We start from the raw sequence: 16365 nt of genomic DNA, 5'->3' as shown, positions 1-16365 counted from the left end.
CGTCGTCATCCGCCGCCGGTCATGTGCCGTTCCACCAGCGGGTCACGACGCGCCACAGCCGGGCCGGGGCCGCGGGCCGGCGCTGCTGCGGGATCAGGCCCGACGCCTCGCCCGGTGCTGCCGCCGAACCGTCGGCCGCGGCGGTCGGTCCGGTCGGTCCGGTGTCGGCCGATTCCGGCGGTACGGGGGCGCGGTCCGGGATCGGCGCGGTGTGGCGGACCGACGACTGCACCTCCCAGTCCTGGCGGGCCGGATTCGGCTTGCCCATGGACGGCGGTTCCCTGTCGTCCTGCGGGGGGCGCGCCGCGAACTCGGCCGGCAGGGTCACCAGGTGACGGCCCATGATGTTGCCGACCCACCGGAGCTCGCTGTCGTCGACGGCGAGTTCGAGGTCGGGCAGCCGCATCAGCAAAGCCTCGACACCGACGTCGGCGATGGCCCGCCCGATGTCCTGCCCGGGGCATTCGTGCGGTCCGCCGCTGAACGCGAGGTGGGCGCGGTTGCCCTCCATGTTGGCGTTGAGGTCGGGCCGTACCACCGGGTCGGTGTTGGCCGGGGCGATGCCGACGATCAGGGCGTCGCCCGCCTTGATGCGCTGCCCGCCCAGTTCGGTGTCGCCGACCGCCCAGCGGCCGAAGACCGCGGTGAAGGGCGGCTCGTCCCAGAGGCTCTGCTCGACCGCCTCGGGGACGGTCATGTGACCGCCGCTGAGCCTGGCCCGGAACCGCGGGTCGGTGAGCACCATGCGGAGCACGCTGGCGATCAGGTTGGTGGTCGCCTCGTAGGAGGCGATCAGGATGAGCCGCAGATGCTCCGCGACCTCCTGGTCGTTCATGTCCGCGGGGTGCTCGACGAGCCAGGTGGCGAAGTCGTCCGCGGGTTCGCGGCGGCGCCGTTCGACGAGACGGCTCAGCGCGGCGAGCACATAGGCGTTGCTCTGGACGGCGGTGGCGGTGCCCCGGGTCATGTCCCGGGCGGCCTGCACCATCCGGTCGTTGTACTCCTCGGGCATGCCGAGGATCGCGAACATCACCATCATCGGCAGCCGCTCGGCGAAGTCGGTGACGAGGTCGGTGCGGCCCTCCCGGCAGAAGTCGTTGACGAGCCGGTTGCTGTAGCGGTTGACGTGGCGGCGGACGCCGCGGGTGTCGATCCGGGCCATGGAGTCGGTGACGGCGCCGCGCTGGCGTTCGTGGGTGGCGCCGTCGGCGAAGACGCAGATCGGCTGCCAGGTGAAGATCGGGGCCAGTGGGTGGTCGGGCGCCACGCTGCCGTCCTGCAGGGCCCGCCAGCGGCGGGAGTCGCGGGAGAACTGCGAGGGGGTGCGGGTCATGTGCAGGTTCTCGCTGTGCCCGAGGACCAGCCAGGCCGGGACGTCGCCGTGCAGCAGCACGGGTGCCACCGAGCCGTGCTCGGCGCGCAGCTTGTCGTACAGACCCTGCGGGTCCTGTTCTGCCTCCGGGCCGTAGAACCGTCGCAGGCCGCCGGGGCCGATACCGAGGCCGTGTGCCGGGCACTCGGGGGGCGGAACCGGCCCCGTGGCCGCTCCGGGCTCGTAGTGGAATGGGGTTGTCACGATCGCTCCAGGGATCAGGCTGCCAGGGCCGGACGAATGGGATACGCGGTGGGGCGCGCGGAACGGGTGCGCTGAACGCGTTCGGGAACGTCAACGTCAGCCCAGCGGCACGGCCGTACTGTGCAGATACCGCATCAGGGTCAGCAGCACGTCGCGGCTGGAGGCGCGGAGCCGGGCGTCGCAGTCGACCATCGGGACCTCGTCCGGCAGGTCCAGGGCGCTGCGCAGGGCCTCGACGGGGTGCTTCGGCGCGCCGGGGAAGGTGTTGACGGCGACGACGAACGGCACGCCGCGTTCCTCCAGCCGTCCGATGACGTCGAAGCTGACCTCCAGTCGGCGGGTGTCGATGAGGACGACGGCGCCGAGTGCCCCTTCGAACAGGCCGTTCCACAGGAACCAGAAGCGTTCCTGTCCGGGGGTACCGAAGAGGTAGAGGATCAGCTCCTCACTGATGCTGATCCGGCCGAAGTCCATGGCGACCGTGGTGGCGGTCTTGCTCTCGACGCCGGAGTTGTCGTCCACGCCGACGCCGGCCTGGGTCATGGTCTCTTCTGTGGTCAGCGGCCGGATCTCGCTGACCGATCCGACCATGGTCGTCTTGCCGACCCCGAACCCTCCGACGATCACGACCTTCACCGCGGCGGTGGCCGTGGTGGGAAGGACGTCCTCGCTCCGGGGGCCCGTGATCGTGTCAGAGTTTCTGAAGTCCATGCATCACCGCTTCGAGGAGGGACCTGTCCGGGAGGGTCGCGCGGATGATCGGCGCTCGCGATTCGATCAGCTCGGTCGCGAGGAGATCGGTGAGGAGCGAGGTCACCACGCTGAACGGCAGGCTGAGGTAGGCGGAGATCTCGGCGACGGACAGGGGTGCCTGGCAGAGCCGCAGGATCACGGCCTGCTCGGGCTGGGCCGTCGGTGTCGGCTGTGACTTCGACACCACCATCGTGACGAGGTCGAGTGCTGCCCGATCGCTGCCGTCGGGATCGCCGGTGATCACGTAGAGCCGTTCCGGATCGCTCAGCCCCGGATCGACCGTGCGGCGTTCTCGTCGGATAGAACTCATCCGGCCTGCCCGTCGTGCCGGGGCGGGCTCGTCAGATGGGCGCCGATCCGTACGACCATGTCGCGCATCCGCGATCCGACGAGTCCGGCGTCCACCGTCTCACCGGCGAGCACGGCGAGATACGCACCGGCCCCCGCGGCCATCAGGTAGAAGAACCCGCCGGTGACCTCGATGACGACGAGCCGCATCCGGCCGTCGCTGTACGGGATCTCCGATGCCACGGCCGCGGCCAGGCTCTGCAGTCCGGCACAGGCCGCCGCGAGCCGGTCCGCGACATCGGGGTCGCCGCCGTGCCGGGCGATGCGCAGACCGTCGGCGGAGAGGACCACGATCTGGTGGATGTCCGGAACGTCGTCGGCCAGCTCTTTGAGCATCCAGTCCATGTTGCCCCGTTGCTGGATCACTTCAGGTCTCCCTTGTCCCACGCGTCATCGGAGTCTTCGTCGGGCCTGGGTTCCTGGGGAACCCCGTTGGCGGCCTTGGTGAACGCCTCCAGCCAGATCCCGGGAGGCGGTTCCTTGCCGTTCTCATGGCCGTTTCCGTGGCCGTTGGTCCGGCCCGCGGTGGGGTCCGCGGGCTGCGCGGGGAGGTGGTGCGAACCCAGCGGTGCGCGGCCGCGGCTACGGCGTTGCGGAAGTCCGCCCGCCGTCCACTCCGTCACCACGGGGAGTTCGTCCTCCATGGCGACGGCCGGGCCGGCGGGGGCTGCCGGGCGGGCGGCGGGTGCCACCGGGCCGGTGGCCGGACGGGCGACCAGGGGGCTGGGCTTGCGGTGGCTGCTGCGTGCCGGGACGACATGCTTCAGGTCAGCGAGGTCGATGTCGCTGGTGGGCCGCGACGTGGCGCCGATGCCGTGGGCGATACCGGGAGCGGGGCCGGTGGTGATCATGGAGCGGGGCACGATGAGCACCGCGCGGACACCTCCGTACGCGGACTGCCGCAGTGAGACCTGGAGGTCGTACATCCGCGCCAGTCGGCCGACGACCGCCATGCCGAGCCGCGGGGACTCGCCGAGGTCGTTCATGCTGGAGCCGGCCTGGGCCCTGGCGAGCATGTTCTCGGCCCGTGCGCGGGCCTCCTCGCTGAGGCTGACGCCGCCGTCCTCGATCTCGATGGCGATGCCGGTCTGGACCTCTACGGCGGTGACGTGCACACGGGTCTGCGGCGGTGAGTACCGGGTGGCGTTGTCGAGGAGTTCGGCGCAGGCGTGGATGAGCGGTTCGACCGCGGTGCCGATGATGGCGACCTTGGCGATCGAGTGCAGATCGACGCGCGGGTACTCCAGGATCCGCGACATGGCACCGCGCAGCACGCTGAACAGCGGTACGGGCTTGGGCCACTGACGGCTGGGGCGGGCACCGCCGAGGACGGCGATGGAGTCGGCGAGCCGGCCGATCAGCGCGGTGCCGTGGTCGATGCGGAGCAGGTCGTCGAAGACGTCGGGGTTGCGCCCGTGGTGCTCCTCCATCTCCCGCAGTTCACTGGCCTGCCGGTGGACGATCGCCTGGACGCGGCGGGCGACGTTGACGAAGGCGCGCTGCGCGGAGTCACGCGTCGCCTCCTCGTTGTCGATGATGTCCAGCACCGTGTAGACGAGGGAGCGCTGGGCGTCGGGGAGATGCCGGTAGACCGGGTCGGAGTCCACGACGTCGCGCAGCACCTCGTCGGGGGAGTTGCCGACCCGCAGCCGGTGGATCGCGGCGGGCAGGAGCTCCTTGCTGATCCGTACGGTCTCTTCGTCGTGGTTGGCGAGACGCCGTTCCAGGCCGGCGCAGCGGTGGTCGTACGCGGCGCGCTGCCGGCGGATCGTACGTGCGCGGCGGGCGAGTTCGGCGGTGAGCACGGCGACCACGACGGTGGCAAAGGCGCCGCACCAGACCACGGGCATTCGCGCGGCGTCGGCAACCAGTGCCACAGCGGCGGCAGTCACACCCGCCATCGTGACAACGGGCAGCAACACGGCGCGGACGACAGGTGTTTCTCGGTCGATCGGCGGTGATTCAACACGAACCATCTAAAACCTCTGGCGGTTGACTCGGGAGATATACGCGCTTACAGAACAGTTGGGAACAAGCGCTCGAATTCACATCAACTCGACTTCACTGCGCGTGAGCTTAGTCAGATCGAAACAGTGCTTCGGCACATTCACCCAACGCCCTGCGCGAGCACTCCAGCGGTAATACACTCGCGGGTTTTGCACGCACCGCTTTCACGCGTGTGCGGGGAGTGACGGGCCGGAGGATTTCGGGAGAATCACTCCCCCATGTCCCGCACCACGGGACACCCTCTCTGCCGCCCGCCCCTACGGAGCGACCTCAACTCACCTTGCCAGTAGGGCAATTGGAGGAGTCGGCGAACAGATCGGCGCCCGAGTGACCCGTTCCGTACCGGACCACGGGACAAAGGCACATGTGATCGAAGTGGATCAAAAGGAACAGATTCATGACTGTCACACGGATGGAGCACACGGCCGCCGTACGAACGAGCCGCTCGGCCCGGCCTGACGGGCGGCCGCGCAACGAGCCTGACGGGGCGCCGCGCCGGGGACGGTCAGCGGCGGGCGCCTCCGATGCGCCCCTCCAACTGCACCAGCAGCTCGCTGAGCTGCGCGCTGAGCCGGTCGCGGGACTCCGCGTCGAGGCCGGAGAGCACCGCGCGTTCGTAGGCCAGCTGCTGGGGCAGCAGCCCGTCGACGAGCTCCCGCCCCTCGTCGGTGAGCCGGACGTGCGCGACCCTGCGGTCCCGGTCGTCGCTGCGGCGACCGATGAGGCCTCGCTCCTGGAGGACCCGGAGGCGCTTGGTCACGGCCGCACCGGAGGAGAACGTCTCCCTCGCCAGTTCGCCGGGGGTGAGTTCCCGGTCCGTACGGCGCACGGCGCCGAGCAGGTCGAACTCGGCACGGGTCAGTCCGGCCGCCCGCAGCGGGGCGTCCTCCGCCTGCTGGAGCAGGGCGGCACAGCGGTTGATCCGGCCGATGAGCTCCATGGGTCCGGTGTCGAGGTCCGGGTTCACTGCCCGCCACTGCCGTACCACCGAGGCGACGATGTCGTCGGTCACACCGCTCCGTTCTCCGGGGCCGGGGCGATCAGCCCCTGCCGTTTCGCTGTCGCCGCGAGCGTACGGTGTCCGGCCTGCTCGGCGGCCAGCACCTCCTCCTGGGGCAGGTCGCGCTGCCACCACTCGCCGGCCGCCGTGTCGTCGGCCTCGCGCAGTTCGACCAGTGACCCGGTGAGCCTGCGGCGGGCGGCTTCGAGGGCGGCGGGTCCGGGGCCGGGGGCCGCGAGGGTCCGCACGGCGTGGGCGCGGGCCAGTTCGGCGGCCGCCAGTGCCGTTTCCACCCGGCCGGCGGCGCGACGGTTGGTGACGAGCAGCGCGGCGAGGAATCCGACGGCGGCGCCGATGACGGTGTCCAGGACCCGGTCGCCGATGAGTTCACCGGCCGGGTGGCTGCCGGCGTACTCCAGGACCAGGAGGGCCATCGGGGTCACGGCGACGGAGCCGAGCCAGTAGTTGCGGGTGATCAGCGCCTCGGCGGCGAAGCTGAAGAAGAGGCAGAAGCCGATCAGGGCCAGGGGGCCGGTCCGCGTCACCGGGAGGACGGCGGCGAAGACGAGGACGCCGAGGAGGTTGCCGAGGGTGCGCTGGAGCGTCCGGTTCCAGGAGAGCGTGACGTTGGCCTGGTAGAGGGAGGCCGCGGTGACGATCGCCCAGTAGGGGCGGCCGACACCGGCGGCCGAAGAGACGTAGCCGGCCAGGGCGCAGCCGATGAGGGCGCGGGCCGCGATGGGCAGCAGCGGGGACCCGGGGCCGAGGCGGCGGAGCAGTGCGCGGCGCGCCTCTCCGGGGGCGGTGGGGCGCAGGACGGCGCGTTCTGCTTCGATACCGAAGAGTTCGGCGGCCGTTCCGGGGGCGGCCGGCGGGGTGGGCACCGGTCCGCGGGCCCGGGTCCGCGCGGCCCAGTCGCGCAGCAGGGCCGGGTCGGCGCCGGGAGTTCCGCCGCCCGCGGAGAGCGCGGCCTCCGCGTGGACGACGAGGCGTTCCAGGGCGCGGCGTACGGGGGTGGGGCGGCCGGTGGCGAGGAGGGTCTGCCACGCCGCGTGCACGGCGGCGACCGCGGCGCGCCGGGTGCGGTGACCGGGCTCGGCGGCGTAAGCCGCGGCGGCGTTCAGGGCGCGGGCCGTCGCGTGGCGCTCGGGTCCCTCGCGGCGGATGAGGGCGGGACCGGCGACGGTGACCAGCCAGGAGACCGCGCCCGCGCCGAGGGTCAGGGCGAGATGGCCGGGCACCTGACCCAGGTGCTGCGGGGCGAACAGGGCGGCGGAGCTGACGAAGGTGAAGATGAGCGGTCCGGGGGGCCCGATCCGGGTGGCGTCGCAGAGGAGCTTCTGCCCGGCCGCCAGGAGGGCGCCGACGGCGATCAGGACGGCGGTCGAATCGGTCAGCGACGCCGTGACCAGGGATACCGCCAGGCCGGCGAGCATCCCGAGGACGACGCCGACGACGGTCCGGGCGCGTCGCGCGTACGGCAGGCTGTGGCCGTAGAGCGCACAGAGCGAGCCGGCCATCGTGTACATCACGAGGTCGAGGCGGTCGACGGAGAACAGCACCAGGTTGGGTATCGCCGTGGCCACGACCACGCTGGACGCCGGTTTGAGCCACATGTCCGAGGGCTGGACCAGGCGCAGCGGCGCCGCCATGGGGAGTCTGCGGACGGAGGGCTGCCGACGGGACCGTACAGGTGTATCGCTCACCCAAATACGTTAGCAGGTATTACACACATAAAATACTTTGACCGGTATCTCCGCACCGATGGCCCGCCGCCGCGTACGGCCCTAGCGTTCACGTTGGCGAAGGAGTCACACAGACCGACACAGACACGGAGAAAGCGAATGAAGCTCACCGCACCGGTGCCCGGTGGTCCCTGCTGGATCGAGCTGAGCACCTCCGACGTCCCGGCAGCCGCATCGTTCTACGCGGCGCTCTTCGGCTGGCGGTGCGAGACCGATCCGCGCGAGGAGGCGGGCGGCTACACCATGGCGCACCTCGGCGATGCCCGCGTCGCCGCGCTCAGCCCGGTCTACCAGCCGGGGCAGCCGCCGGCCTGGACGGTCTCGTTCGCCACCGGGGACGCGGACGCCTCGGCCGAGAAGGTCACGGCGGCGGGCGGTTCGCTGCTGGTCGGCCCGATGGACATCTTCGACCAGGGCAGGTATGCCGTGGCCGCGGACCCGTCCGGCGCGGTGTTCTCGCTGTGGCAGGGCCGCGCGTTCGCGGGCGCCGACCTGTTCAACGCCCCGGGCACGCTGGGCTGGGCCGAGCTCGTCACCCGTGAGTCCGGACCGGCGCTCGCCTTCTACCCCGCCGTCCTCGGCTGGACGGTCAGCGCCTCGGAGACGTATCCGCAGTGGGGTGTCGACGGCGCGGACTTCGGCGGCGTGCTGACGATGGACGAGAAGTTCCCGCCTCGGATGCGGCCGCACTGGCTGCCTTACTTCGTGGTCACGGACGTCGACGCGGCGGCCGGCTCCGCGCAGCGGGCCGGCGGCGAGCTGCTGATGCCGCCCACGAGCATTCCGCAGGGCCCGCGGATCGCCGTGATCCGGGACCCGCAGGGCGCCGCGTTCGGTATTCACCGGACGGACGGGTAGGGGCGCTTCCCCGCGCGTGGCCGGTGCGCGCCAACCGGGGCAGCCACCTCGGAGGGCCGCCCGGCCGGGCGGCCCGGTCAGCCGCTCTGCTCGTCCGTCGCCTGGACGTGGTCCGCGATGCCGACCACCAGGACGCGGGTGCCCTGTTCGATCGGGCGCCAGCGGTGGAGGAGGCCGCCCGCGCAGTAGAGGGTGTCGCCGCGCTCCAGGCGGTAGAAGTGGCCGTCCGCCTCGACCTCCGCCGCGCCGTCGGCGACGTAGAGGATCTCGTCGTTACGGTGCCTGAACTCCCGGCCCCAGTCGTGGTCCCCGGTGAACTCCAGGGCGTGCAGGCGCTGGTGGCCGCGTACCAGCGGACGCATCAGGCCGTCGCCGCCCTCCGGGCCGGTCTCCCGTACGGACGCGGAGGTGCCGCGCACCACGTCGACGGGGCGGGGCGCCTCCGCCGTGGCCAGGAGCTGGACCGCGGTCGTGTCGAGCGCGTCCGCGATGCGCTGGAGCGATCCCATGCTCGGCCGGGAGTGGCCGTTCTCGATCTGGCTGAGGAAGGGGGTGGAGAGACCGGCCCGTCGCGCGACCTCCGCGAGGGTCAGTTCGAGGGCGCGGCGCCGTCGGCGAATTCCCGGGCCGACCAGTGGGGTGTCCGCCTCGCTCATCTCACTCATTCCGTGTCCCGCGTGCCGCACACCACAGCCGGCGGGGCAGTGAGCAGCCTACCGGGCCGGTTAATCTTTTAAGTCCCACCTAATAAAGTTAACCGGGAGGACCGATCCATGCCCCTCGTGGACCAGAACCAGCGACGGCGCCGTGGCACCGGGCTCATAGCCCTGGACGAGGAAGCCTCCTACGGCGGGTACACCCTCTTCGCCCCGCTGACCGGCGGTGGCGAGGTGTATCTCATCGACATGCGCGGTGCGGTCGTCCACCGGTGGAACCTCCCGCACCGGCCGGGACGGCACGCCAGGATCCTGCCCAACGGCAATCTCGCGTACAGCGGCGTCCTCCCGGACGAGCCGGCGCTCTTCCCGATGTGGCACAAGTACCGCGGCGGGATCATGCAGGAGATCACCCCCGACGGCACCGTCGTGCGCGAGCACCGCGACCGCTACCAGCACCACGACGCGTACCACTACGGCGACGGCCGGCTTCTGTACGCCGCCCTGGAGCCGCTGACCGGCGAGGCCGCCGCCGCGGTCCGGGGCGGGGTCCCCGGCTCGGAGCCCGACGGCACGGTCTGGGCGGACACCATCGTCGAGGTGGACGCCGAGGGCACCACGGTCTGGGAGTGGAAGGTCTCCGAGCACCTCGACCGCGAGGACTTCCCGCTGCACCCGGACTACTCGCGCGAGCACTACCCGCTGATCAACAGCGTGCTGCCGACCAGCGACGGCAACATCCTGGCGAGTCTGCGCTCCGCCTCCGCCGTCATCGTCATCAGCCGGGAGACCGGCGAGATCATCTGGCGCAGCGAGCCCGGCGTCGTCTCGCAGCAGCACTGCCCGACCGAGCTGGAGAACGGCAACTTCCTGGTCTTCGACAACGGCGTCTTCCGCCCGCACTGGGACGTGCCGTTCAGCCGGGTCATCGAGATCGAACGGTCGACTGGCACCATTGTCTGGGAGTACCACGACCCGGCACGCGAGTCGTTCTTCGCTCCGTTCATGGGCAGCGCCCAGCGCCTGCCGAACGGGAACACCCTGGTGACGGACTCCCCGGCCGGACGCCTCTTCGAGGTCACCCGGGACGGCTATCTGTGCTGGGAGTACATCGTGCCGTTCTTCGGCGGCTACAGGGAAGAAGAAGTGCGCAAGCTGTTCCCGTCCGAGCCCAACGCCGTGTTCCGCTCCTACCGCTACTCGGCCGGGGAACTCCCCTGGCTCGACGTCCCGAAGGGCTGAGCCGGACCATGGCCTCCCCCGTCCCCGACACGGCCGTCCCCGCCGGCCCGGTCCCGTCCGTCGCGCCGGTCGACGAGCGGCTCCCGCTCCCCCGGCTGGTCCCGCTGGCCTTCCAGCATCTGCTCGCCGGGGTCGCCGCCCCCGTCTCCTCGGTCATCCTGATCGGCACGACGCTGTCGCTGACCGCGTCCCAGACGGCGTCGCTGCTCAGCGCCACGCTCGTGCTGTGCGGGGTCGGGGCGCTGCTCCAGTCGCTGGGCGTGAAGGCGCTGCGCATCGGCGCCCGGCTGCCGTTCCTGATGCTGCCGGGCGGCGCGGCGGTGGCGATCTTCCTCCAGGTCGCCAAGGAGCACGGGCCGGCCACGGCCTCCGGCTCCGTGCTGATCGCTGCGGTCTTCCTGATCGCCGTGCTGCCGCTCTACGGGCGGCTGGTGCGGTTCTTCCCGCCGCTGGTGATGGGCACGACGGTGGTCCTGATCGGGATCAACATGATCAAGATCACCGCGCCGATGATCGCCTCTGGGCCGGGGCTCGGCTTCGCCACGCTCGGCATCATCGCCCTGTTCTTCCTGTTCATGCGCGGTGTCTGGCGGCAGATGTCGGTGCTCTTCGGTCTCGTGGGAGGCACGGCCGTCGCCGCGCTCAGCGGTACGGCGTTCCACATGGCGCACGGCAGCACGTTCGCGCTGCCCGACCCGTTCCCGTACGGCACGCCGCACTTCGACCTGCTGGCCGCCGTGCCGCTGCTGGTGTTCGCGCTCGCCTCGCTGGCGGAGGCGACCGGGCAGACCGTCCTGAACAGTGAGGCGGTGGGACGTACTCCGGACCCGGCCCGGGACGTTCCGCGGATCTCCCGCGCGGACGCCGTGACCTCGCTGGGCGCCGGGGTCTTCGGTACGTCGCTGATGGTGACCAGTGCCGAGAACATCGGCATTGTCCAGCTGACCAGGGTGCGCAGCCGGTTCGTCACCGCGGGCGCGGGGGTGCTGCTGATCCTGTGCGGTCTCATCACGCCGCTCACCCGGCTGCTCGCCGCCATCCCGGAGCCGGTGGTCGGCGCCGCGGGGCTGATCATCTACGCGGTGATCGCGACGATGGGGTTCGGCATGCTCAGCAGGGAGAACCTCACCCACGGCACCAACGGCATCGTGGTCGCGCTCGCGCTCTGCGTCGGGCTGCTGCCGGTCTTCGCCCCCGAGATGTACGCGGGGCTGCCGGTGTGGGCCCGGACGGTCTTCGGCAGCGGCGTGGCCGCCGGGGCACTGGCCGCTGTGGTCCTCGCGGCGGTGTTCGCGAGGCTGGGGCCGCCGGACGGTGGGCCCGGGAGCGACAAGGACGGCCCGGCGGGCTGAGTACACGTAACCGCCGGCGCCCCGCACACCATGGTGTGCGGGGCGCCGGCGGTTACCTGCGCAGGGGCCGGACTCAGCCGAGGCCGCGCGAGTCCTGCTTGAGGGCGGTGTCCACGGTCAGCGCCGTCGCGATCACCAGGCTGAGCAGCGGCTCGGGCAGCTGGTAGTGGATCTGCAGCACGTAGTTGTCCGCCGTGGTGAACAGCGTCTTGGCGAGGCCTTCCCAGGTCTTGGTGATCCGGGCTATCTCGGCGTCGTTGTGGTCCACGATCGCGAAGTTCCAGGCGCGCCAGTTCTCCGCCTTGATCGCACCGACCTGCTGCCCGTCGACCATGATCGCAAAGTTGATCTTGCCGATGGCGTTCTGCTGGACGATCTCGCCGACCTGTGCGCCGTCCGGCCGCTGCACGATGACCCGGGACTTGATGAACTTCGCCGGGCGGGTGAGCAGGAGCTGCGGCTGACCGTAGGCGTCGCGGATTTCGAGACGGTGGGTCAGGTACTGGTCGATGCTGGTGAGGAAGCGCAGCACCTTGCGCAGCGCGTTCTGCCCCACCTCGACGACCGAGCCGACGGTGTTGCCGTGCTGGTCGAAGACGCTGTACTCGTTCGTCACCTCGATCAGCTTGGCCTTCTGGTTCACCACCAGGACCTGCTGGTTGAAGAGCGAACCCGCACCCGGGGCGCCACCCTGCTGCGGGTGACCGCCCTGCTGGGGGTGAGCCCCCTGCTGCGGCACCGCGGCCGCCTGCTGCGGCGCCTGCGCCTGAGCGGGGGCCTGACCCTGGGCCGGCGCCTGCGGCTGCCCGCCCGCCGGGTTGGTGTGCTCGGTCCACTGGGAGCCGTCCCAGTAGCGCAGCAGCTGGGGCGCGCCGTGCGGATCCGGATACCAGCCCGCAGATACGTTCGAGTGCGTTGTCACCGGGGCACACTATCCCGCCACGTCCCCGGCGGGACCCCCTCCCCGCACATCCACAGCTTCCCGAACCGCGATCCGCACTCATTGAAAGTTCACACACCGGTACGATGTCCCGGATGAACAGGCCGAGCGAACGAACCGACCGGGTGCGCGACGCCCGCGCCTCGGTGCTGCTCGGCTGGGCGTTCGTCCTCCTCGCCATGGTGTCGTGCTGTTCGCTCACCTCCGCGCGGTCCGCCGAGGCACGGCACGGTTCCGCCTTCGCCTCCGCTCCCCGGTCCTTCACTCCGGTACCCGCGGCCGCGGCGCGGATCGTGGTGGCCGACGCCCCGGGGGACCGGGGTCTGGGGAGTTCCTGCCACATCGCGCCCGAGCACTCGACGGCGGTCGTCCTGCCCGCCGCGCCCGCACCGGCCGCGCTCCCCTCCGCCCCGGCCATCCTCCCGGCGGGCTCCCTCACCGGCGCCGAAGGCATCCGGGGCCCCTCCAACGACGCCGTCGGCGACGTCGACCGCCTGCGCCTCCAGGTTCAACGGATCTAGGCCGTGTTTCCGCAGCAGCGCCTGTCCCCCTGTCTCCGGGGACACACCCGCACGCCTGAAACCGTCCGGCTCACGAACCCGAGGAACCGTCATGGCCTCCGCCAAGAAGCAGCCCACGCCTGCCACCGCCCGCCGCGCCAAGCTGGAGGGGGCCCGCCGCAAGGAGCGGGCCCGAGAGCGCCGCAGCCGCATCATCACGATCACCGCCGCCGTCGCCGTCGTGGCCGGTCTCGTCGCGGGCGGCGGCTATCTGATGAACGCCTCCGACAAGCAGGACAAGGCCGAGACGGCCGCCAAGTCCTCACCCGTCCAGGGTGAGAAGAGCTGGGACAAGCTCTCGCAGGAGCACGTCGACAAGAAGGTCGACTACCCGATGAACCCGCCGGTCGGCGGCGACCACAACCCGGTGTGGATGAACTGCGACGCCGACGTCTACACGGAGGCGATACCGAAGGAGAACGCGGTCCACTCGCTGGAGCACGGCGCCGTCTGGGTCACGTACACCGGCGAGGCGAAGCCCGCCGACGTCAAGAAGCTCGGCGAACGGGTCTCGGCCACCCCGTACTCCCTGATGAGCCCGGTCGAGGACCAGGCCGCCCCCTTGATGCTCAGTGCCTGGGGGAAGCAGCTGACCGTGGAGAGCGCCACCGACGCCCGGGTGGCACAGTTCTTCACCAAGTACGTCCAGGGCCCGCAGACCCCCGAGCTGGGTGCCGCGTGCAGCGGAGGGATCTCCAAGTGACCTCCTCGGCACGTGCGTCCCGCCCTCTGGTGCTGGCCGGCGGCGCTCTGTTGCTGCTGGCGCTGGCCTTGGTCGCGCTCATGCTGGCGCGCCCCTCCGCCTCGGCCCCGGCCTCGACGGCGGCGGCGTCCGCTCCCGGCGAGGCCTCCGCGGACGTGGGGTTCGCGCGGGACATGGCGGTCCACCACCAGCAGGCGGTCGAGATGTCGTTCATCGTCAGGGACCGGACCACCGACGCGGCGGTGCGCCGGCTCGCGTTCGACATCATCAACACCCAGGCCAACCAGCGCGGCATGATGCTGGGCTGGCTGGAGATGTGGGGCCGCGCGAAGAGTTCGCCCGGCCCGCCCATGGAGTGGATGGGTCACACCGTCGCCCCGCGCGGCGACGGGGCGCTGATGCCCGGCATGGCGACCGACACCGAACTCGACGCGCTGCGGGCGGCGAAGGGCAGGGACGCCGAGGTGCTGTTCCTGCGGCTGATGACCGCGCACCACCGGGCCGGTGCCGACATGGCGCAGGCCGCCGCGGCGGCGGCGGGCACCGACGAGATCAGGAACCTGGCCTCCGGCATGGTGCTGGGCCAGCGGTCGGAGATCACGCTCATGGCGGACATGCTCAAGGAGCGCGGGGCCCCGGCCTGAGCGCACCCGCCCGGCCACGCCCCTTGAGCAGGGCGTGGCCGGGCCGGGGTCCGTCGTATCCCGACCGTACTGGCGTACGGGATCGCATAGGCTCGGCCCGATATGAAGAGCAACCTCACGCCGCTGGGGCCCAAGGCCGACAAGGACACCGTCCGGCGCAGCAACCTCAGCCTCGTGCTGCGGGCCGTCCGTGACGAGGGCGAGGGCGAGGCGACCCGGGCCGGGGTCGCCGCGCGGGTCGGGCTGACGCGGGCCGCCGTGTCCTCGCTCGTCGAGCAACTGCTCGACAGCGGGTTCCTCACCGAGTCCGGCAAGACGTTCAGCGGGCAGGCGGGCCGGCCCGGCACCGCGCTCAAGATGGCCCGGACCGGTCCGGCCGGGCTCGGTGTCGAGGTCAACATCGACTATGTGTCGGTGTGCGTCGTCGATCTGGCCGGCACCGGCCGGGTCCGGCTCACCGAGCACCTCGACAACCGGGGCGCGCCACCCGCGGAGGTACTGGCACGGGCGGCCGGGATCGCCGCGCGGACCCTGGAGTCGGCGGGCGAGCAGGAGCTGTTCCCGGTCGGTGTCACGTTGGCGCTGCCCGGTCTCGTCTCGGGCGGCTCGGTGCGCCAGGCCCCGAACCTGGGCTGGAACCAGGTCCCGGCCCAGGAACTGTTCGCGGCCTCACTGGCCGCCGAGCGCCCCGGCCACGAGGCGCTGACCGTGAGTTCGGAGAACGAGGCCAATCTGGCGGCACTGGCCGAGCTGTGGTTCGGCGGGCTGGAACGGATCCGGAGCTTCCTCTACCTGACCGGCGAGATCGGTGTCGGCGGCGCCCTGGTCATCAACGGCGAGCTGCTGCGCGGGGCGCACGGGTTCGCCGGGGAGATCGGGCATGTGGTGGTGGACTCGGAGGGGCCGCAGTGCCGGTGCGGTTCGCGCGGCTGTCTGGAGCAGTACGCGGGGCAGGCGGCGCTCCTGCGGGCCGCCGGTATCGAGGAGACCGCCAGCGGCGTCGGGGTGGCCGAGCTGGAGCGGCACACCCGGGCGGGTGACGAACGGGCGGTGGCCGCGGTCGCCGGGGCGGGCCGGATGCTGGGCCGGGTGCTGTCGGGGGCGGTGAATCTGCTGGACCCCGACGCCGTGGTGCTCGGCGGGATCTACCGGAATCTGATGCCGTGGCTGTCGCCGCCCGTCGACCAGGAGCTGACGGACCGGGTGGTGTCCGGGCTGTGGTCGCCGGGCAGCGGCCGGCTGCGTGCCTCGTCCGTCGCGGGTGACGCGGCACGGGGTGCGGCGGCCCTGGTGATGACGGACGTACTCGCCGACCCGGTGGCGTACGCGGGCCGGACCACGGAGCGTTGAGCCGAGGAGGACGGAGGGGACGGACGCGTGCGCCGCGTCCGTCCCCTCCGTCACTGCCTCACCCCGTGCGGCAGGGTCAGCGGACGCCGAGCAGGTGGTCCATCGCCAGCTGGTCCAGGGCCTCGAACGCCATGCCGCGCTCCGCCGCGGCCGTCACGTCGAAGTCCTCGTAGGCGGAGCGGTCGGCGAGCAGCCCGGCCACGCCGTCGGCGGCGGTGGGCTGCGCCAGCTCGTCCAGCCGGGAGGCGCGCAGCGCGTCCTGCACGACCGGGTCGGCGCGGAAAGCGGCGGCCCGGTCCTTGAGGATCAGGTAGTTACGCATGCAGCCCGCGGCCGAGGCCCAGACCCCGTCGTAGTCCTCGGTCCGCGGCGGCTTGAAGTCGAAGTGGCGCGGGCCCTCGTAGCCGGCCGTCTCCAGCAGGTCGACGAGCCAGAAGGCCTGGCGCAGGTCGCCGGCGCCGAAGCGGAGGTCCTGGTCGTACTTGATGCCCGACTGGCCGTTGAGGTCGATGTGGAACAGCTTGCCCGACCAGATCGCCTGTGCGATGCCGTGGGCGAAGTTCAGCCCGGCCATCTGCTCGTGGCCGACCTCGGGGTTCACGCCGTACATCTCCGGGCGCTCCAGGCGCTC

Annotated in this window: 16 protein-coding genes and 1 pseudogene; 7 read left to right on the top strand and 10 right to left on the bottom strand. The window is 71.6% G+C overall.

Annotation, left to right across the window (positions count from 1 at the left end; all coding sequences use genetic code 11):
• Positions 1–19: 19 nt before the first annotated feature.
• The 7 genes from ACIQM0_RS17510 to ACIQM0_RS17480 form a co-directional block, all read right to left on the bottom strand.
• The gene (locus ACIQM0_RS17510; protein ID WP_401287261.1) at positions 20–1576 is read right to left on the bottom strand and encodes a cytochrome P450; all 1557 of its coding nucleotides are present in this window, start codon (positions 1574–1576) and stop codon (positions 20–22) included.
• Between the two features lie 96 nt (positions 1577–1672).
• Positions 1673–2287 (bottom strand): GTP-binding protein, encoded by a 615-nt coding sequence (locus tag ACIQM0_RS17505; RefSeq protein WP_401287258.1) that lies wholly within the window; start codon positions 2285–2287, stop codon positions 1673–1675.
• Positions 2268–2639, bottom strand: a complete 372-nt coding sequence (locus ACIQM0_RS17500) for a DUF742 domain-containing protein (protein WP_401287255.1) — start codon at positions 2637–2639, stop codon at positions 2268–2270. The genes ACIQM0_RS17505 and ACIQM0_RS17500 overlap by 20 nt, the downstream gene beginning before the upstream one ends.
• Positions 2636–3043 carry a roadblock/LC7 domain-containing protein gene (locus tag ACIQM0_RS17495; RefSeq protein WP_024494673.1) on the bottom strand — a complete coding sequence of 136 codons (408 nt, stop codon included), beginning with the start codon at positions 3041–3043 and terminating at the stop codon, positions 2636–2638. Before ACIQM0_RS17495 ends, ACIQM0_RS17500 begins: the two co-directional genes overlap by 4 nt.
• The gene (locus tag ACIQM0_RS17490; protein WP_401287252.1) at positions 3040–4653 is read right to left on the bottom strand and encodes a sensor histidine kinase; all 1614 of its coding nucleotides are present in this window, start codon (positions 4651–4653) and stop codon (positions 3040–3042) included. The genes ACIQM0_RS17495 and ACIQM0_RS17490 overlap by 4 nt, the downstream gene beginning before the upstream one ends.
• 536 nt (positions 4654–5189) lie before the next feature.
• On the bottom strand, positions 5190–5696 hold the full coding sequence (locus ACIQM0_RS17485; protein ID WP_401287249.1) for a MarR family winged helix-turn-helix transcriptional regulator: 507 nt from the start codon (positions 5694–5696) through the stop codon (positions 5190–5192).
• Entirely contained in the window at positions 5693–7336 is a 1644-nt protein-coding gene (locus ACIQM0_RS17480) for an FUSC family protein (protein WP_401288005.1), read from the bottom strand. Before ACIQM0_RS17480 ends, ACIQM0_RS17485 begins: the two co-directional genes overlap by 4 nt.
• A 192-nt stretch (positions 7337–7528) precedes the next feature.
• Between ACIQM0_RS17480 and ACIQM0_RS17475 the strand changes: the two genes are divergently transcribed.
• Positions 7529–8287, top strand: a complete 759-nt coding sequence (locus ACIQM0_RS17475; RefSeq protein WP_401287246.1) for a VOC family protein — start codon at positions 7529–7531, stop codon at positions 8285–8287.
• Between the two features lie 77 nt (positions 8288–8364).
• Here ACIQM0_RS17475 and ACIQM0_RS17470 read toward each other — a convergent pair whose 3' ends face one another.
• On the bottom strand, positions 8365–8952 hold the full coding sequence (locus tag ACIQM0_RS17470; protein ID WP_401287243.1) for a helix-turn-helix domain-containing protein: 588 nt from the start codon (positions 8950–8952) through the stop codon (positions 8365–8367).
• A gap of 108 nt (positions 8953–9060) precedes the next feature.
• On the opposite strand from ACIQM0_RS17470, the gene ACIQM0_RS17465 reads away from it, so the two are divergent.
• Positions 9061–10185, top strand: coding sequence for an aryl-sulfate sulfotransferase (locus tag ACIQM0_RS17465; protein WP_401287241.1), 1125 nt, complete (start codon positions 9061–9063; stop codon positions 10183–10185).
• An 8-nt stretch (positions 10186–10193) separates the two neighbouring features.
• Positions 10194–11537: a uracil-xanthine permease family protein gene (locus ACIQM0_RS17460; protein ID WP_401287238.1), complete on the top strand. Its 1344-nt coding sequence runs from the start codon at positions 10194–10196 to the stop codon at positions 11535–11537.
• A 73-nt stretch (positions 11538–11610) separates the two neighbouring features.
• On the opposite strand, the gene ACIQM0_RS17455 is transcribed toward ACIQM0_RS17460, so the two are convergent.
• Positions 11611–12459: a phospholipid scramblase-related protein gene (locus ACIQM0_RS17455; protein ID WP_401287236.1), complete on the bottom strand. Its 849-nt coding sequence runs from the start codon at positions 12457–12459 to the stop codon at positions 11611–11613.
• Positions 12460–12572: 113 nt separating this feature from the next.
• Here ACIQM0_RS17455 and ACIQM0_RS17450 point away from each other — a divergent pair, with 113 nt between their 5' ends.
• From ACIQM0_RS17450 to ACIQM0_RS17435, 4 genes are all read left to right on the top strand, one after another.
• The gene (locus tag ACIQM0_RS17450) at positions 12573–12998 is read left to right on the top strand and encodes a hypothetical protein (protein ID WP_401287234.1); all 426 of its coding nucleotides are present in this window, start codon (positions 12573–12575) and stop codon (positions 12996–12998) included.
• Between the two features lie 91 nt (positions 12999–13089).
• A complete protein-coding gene (locus tag ACIQM0_RS17445) occupies positions 13090–13740 on the top strand; it encodes a DUF3105 domain-containing protein (RefSeq protein WP_401287231.1) in 651 nt (216 codons plus the stop codon).
• Positions 13737–14384: a DUF305 domain-containing protein gene (locus ACIQM0_RS17440; RefSeq protein WP_401287230.1), complete on the top strand. Its 648-nt coding sequence runs from the start codon at positions 13737–13739 to the stop codon at positions 14382–14384. The genes ACIQM0_RS17445 and ACIQM0_RS17440 overlap by 4 nt, the downstream gene beginning before the upstream one ends.
• A 102-nt stretch (positions 14385–14486) precedes the next feature.
• Positions 14487–15734: an ROK family protein gene (locus ACIQM0_RS17435; RefSeq protein ID WP_401287227.1), complete on the top strand. Its 1248-nt coding sequence runs from the start codon at positions 14487–14489 to the stop codon at positions 15732–15734.
• Between the two features lie 76 nt (positions 15735–15810).
• Here the strand turns inward: ACIQM0_RS17435 and ACIQM0_RS17430 are convergent.
• Positions 15811–16365 (bottom strand): annotated as a pseudogene (locus ACIQM0_RS17430) (xylose isomerase); the annotation flags it as partial.

The organism is Streptomyces sp. NPDC091387 (assembly GCF_044756945.1).
Lineage (GTDB): Bacteria > Actinomycetota > Actinomycetes > Streptomycetales > Streptomycetaceae > Streptomyces.
Note: the sequence above shows the minus strand (reverse complement) of the source record. Positions and strands in the feature narration are given on the sequence as shown.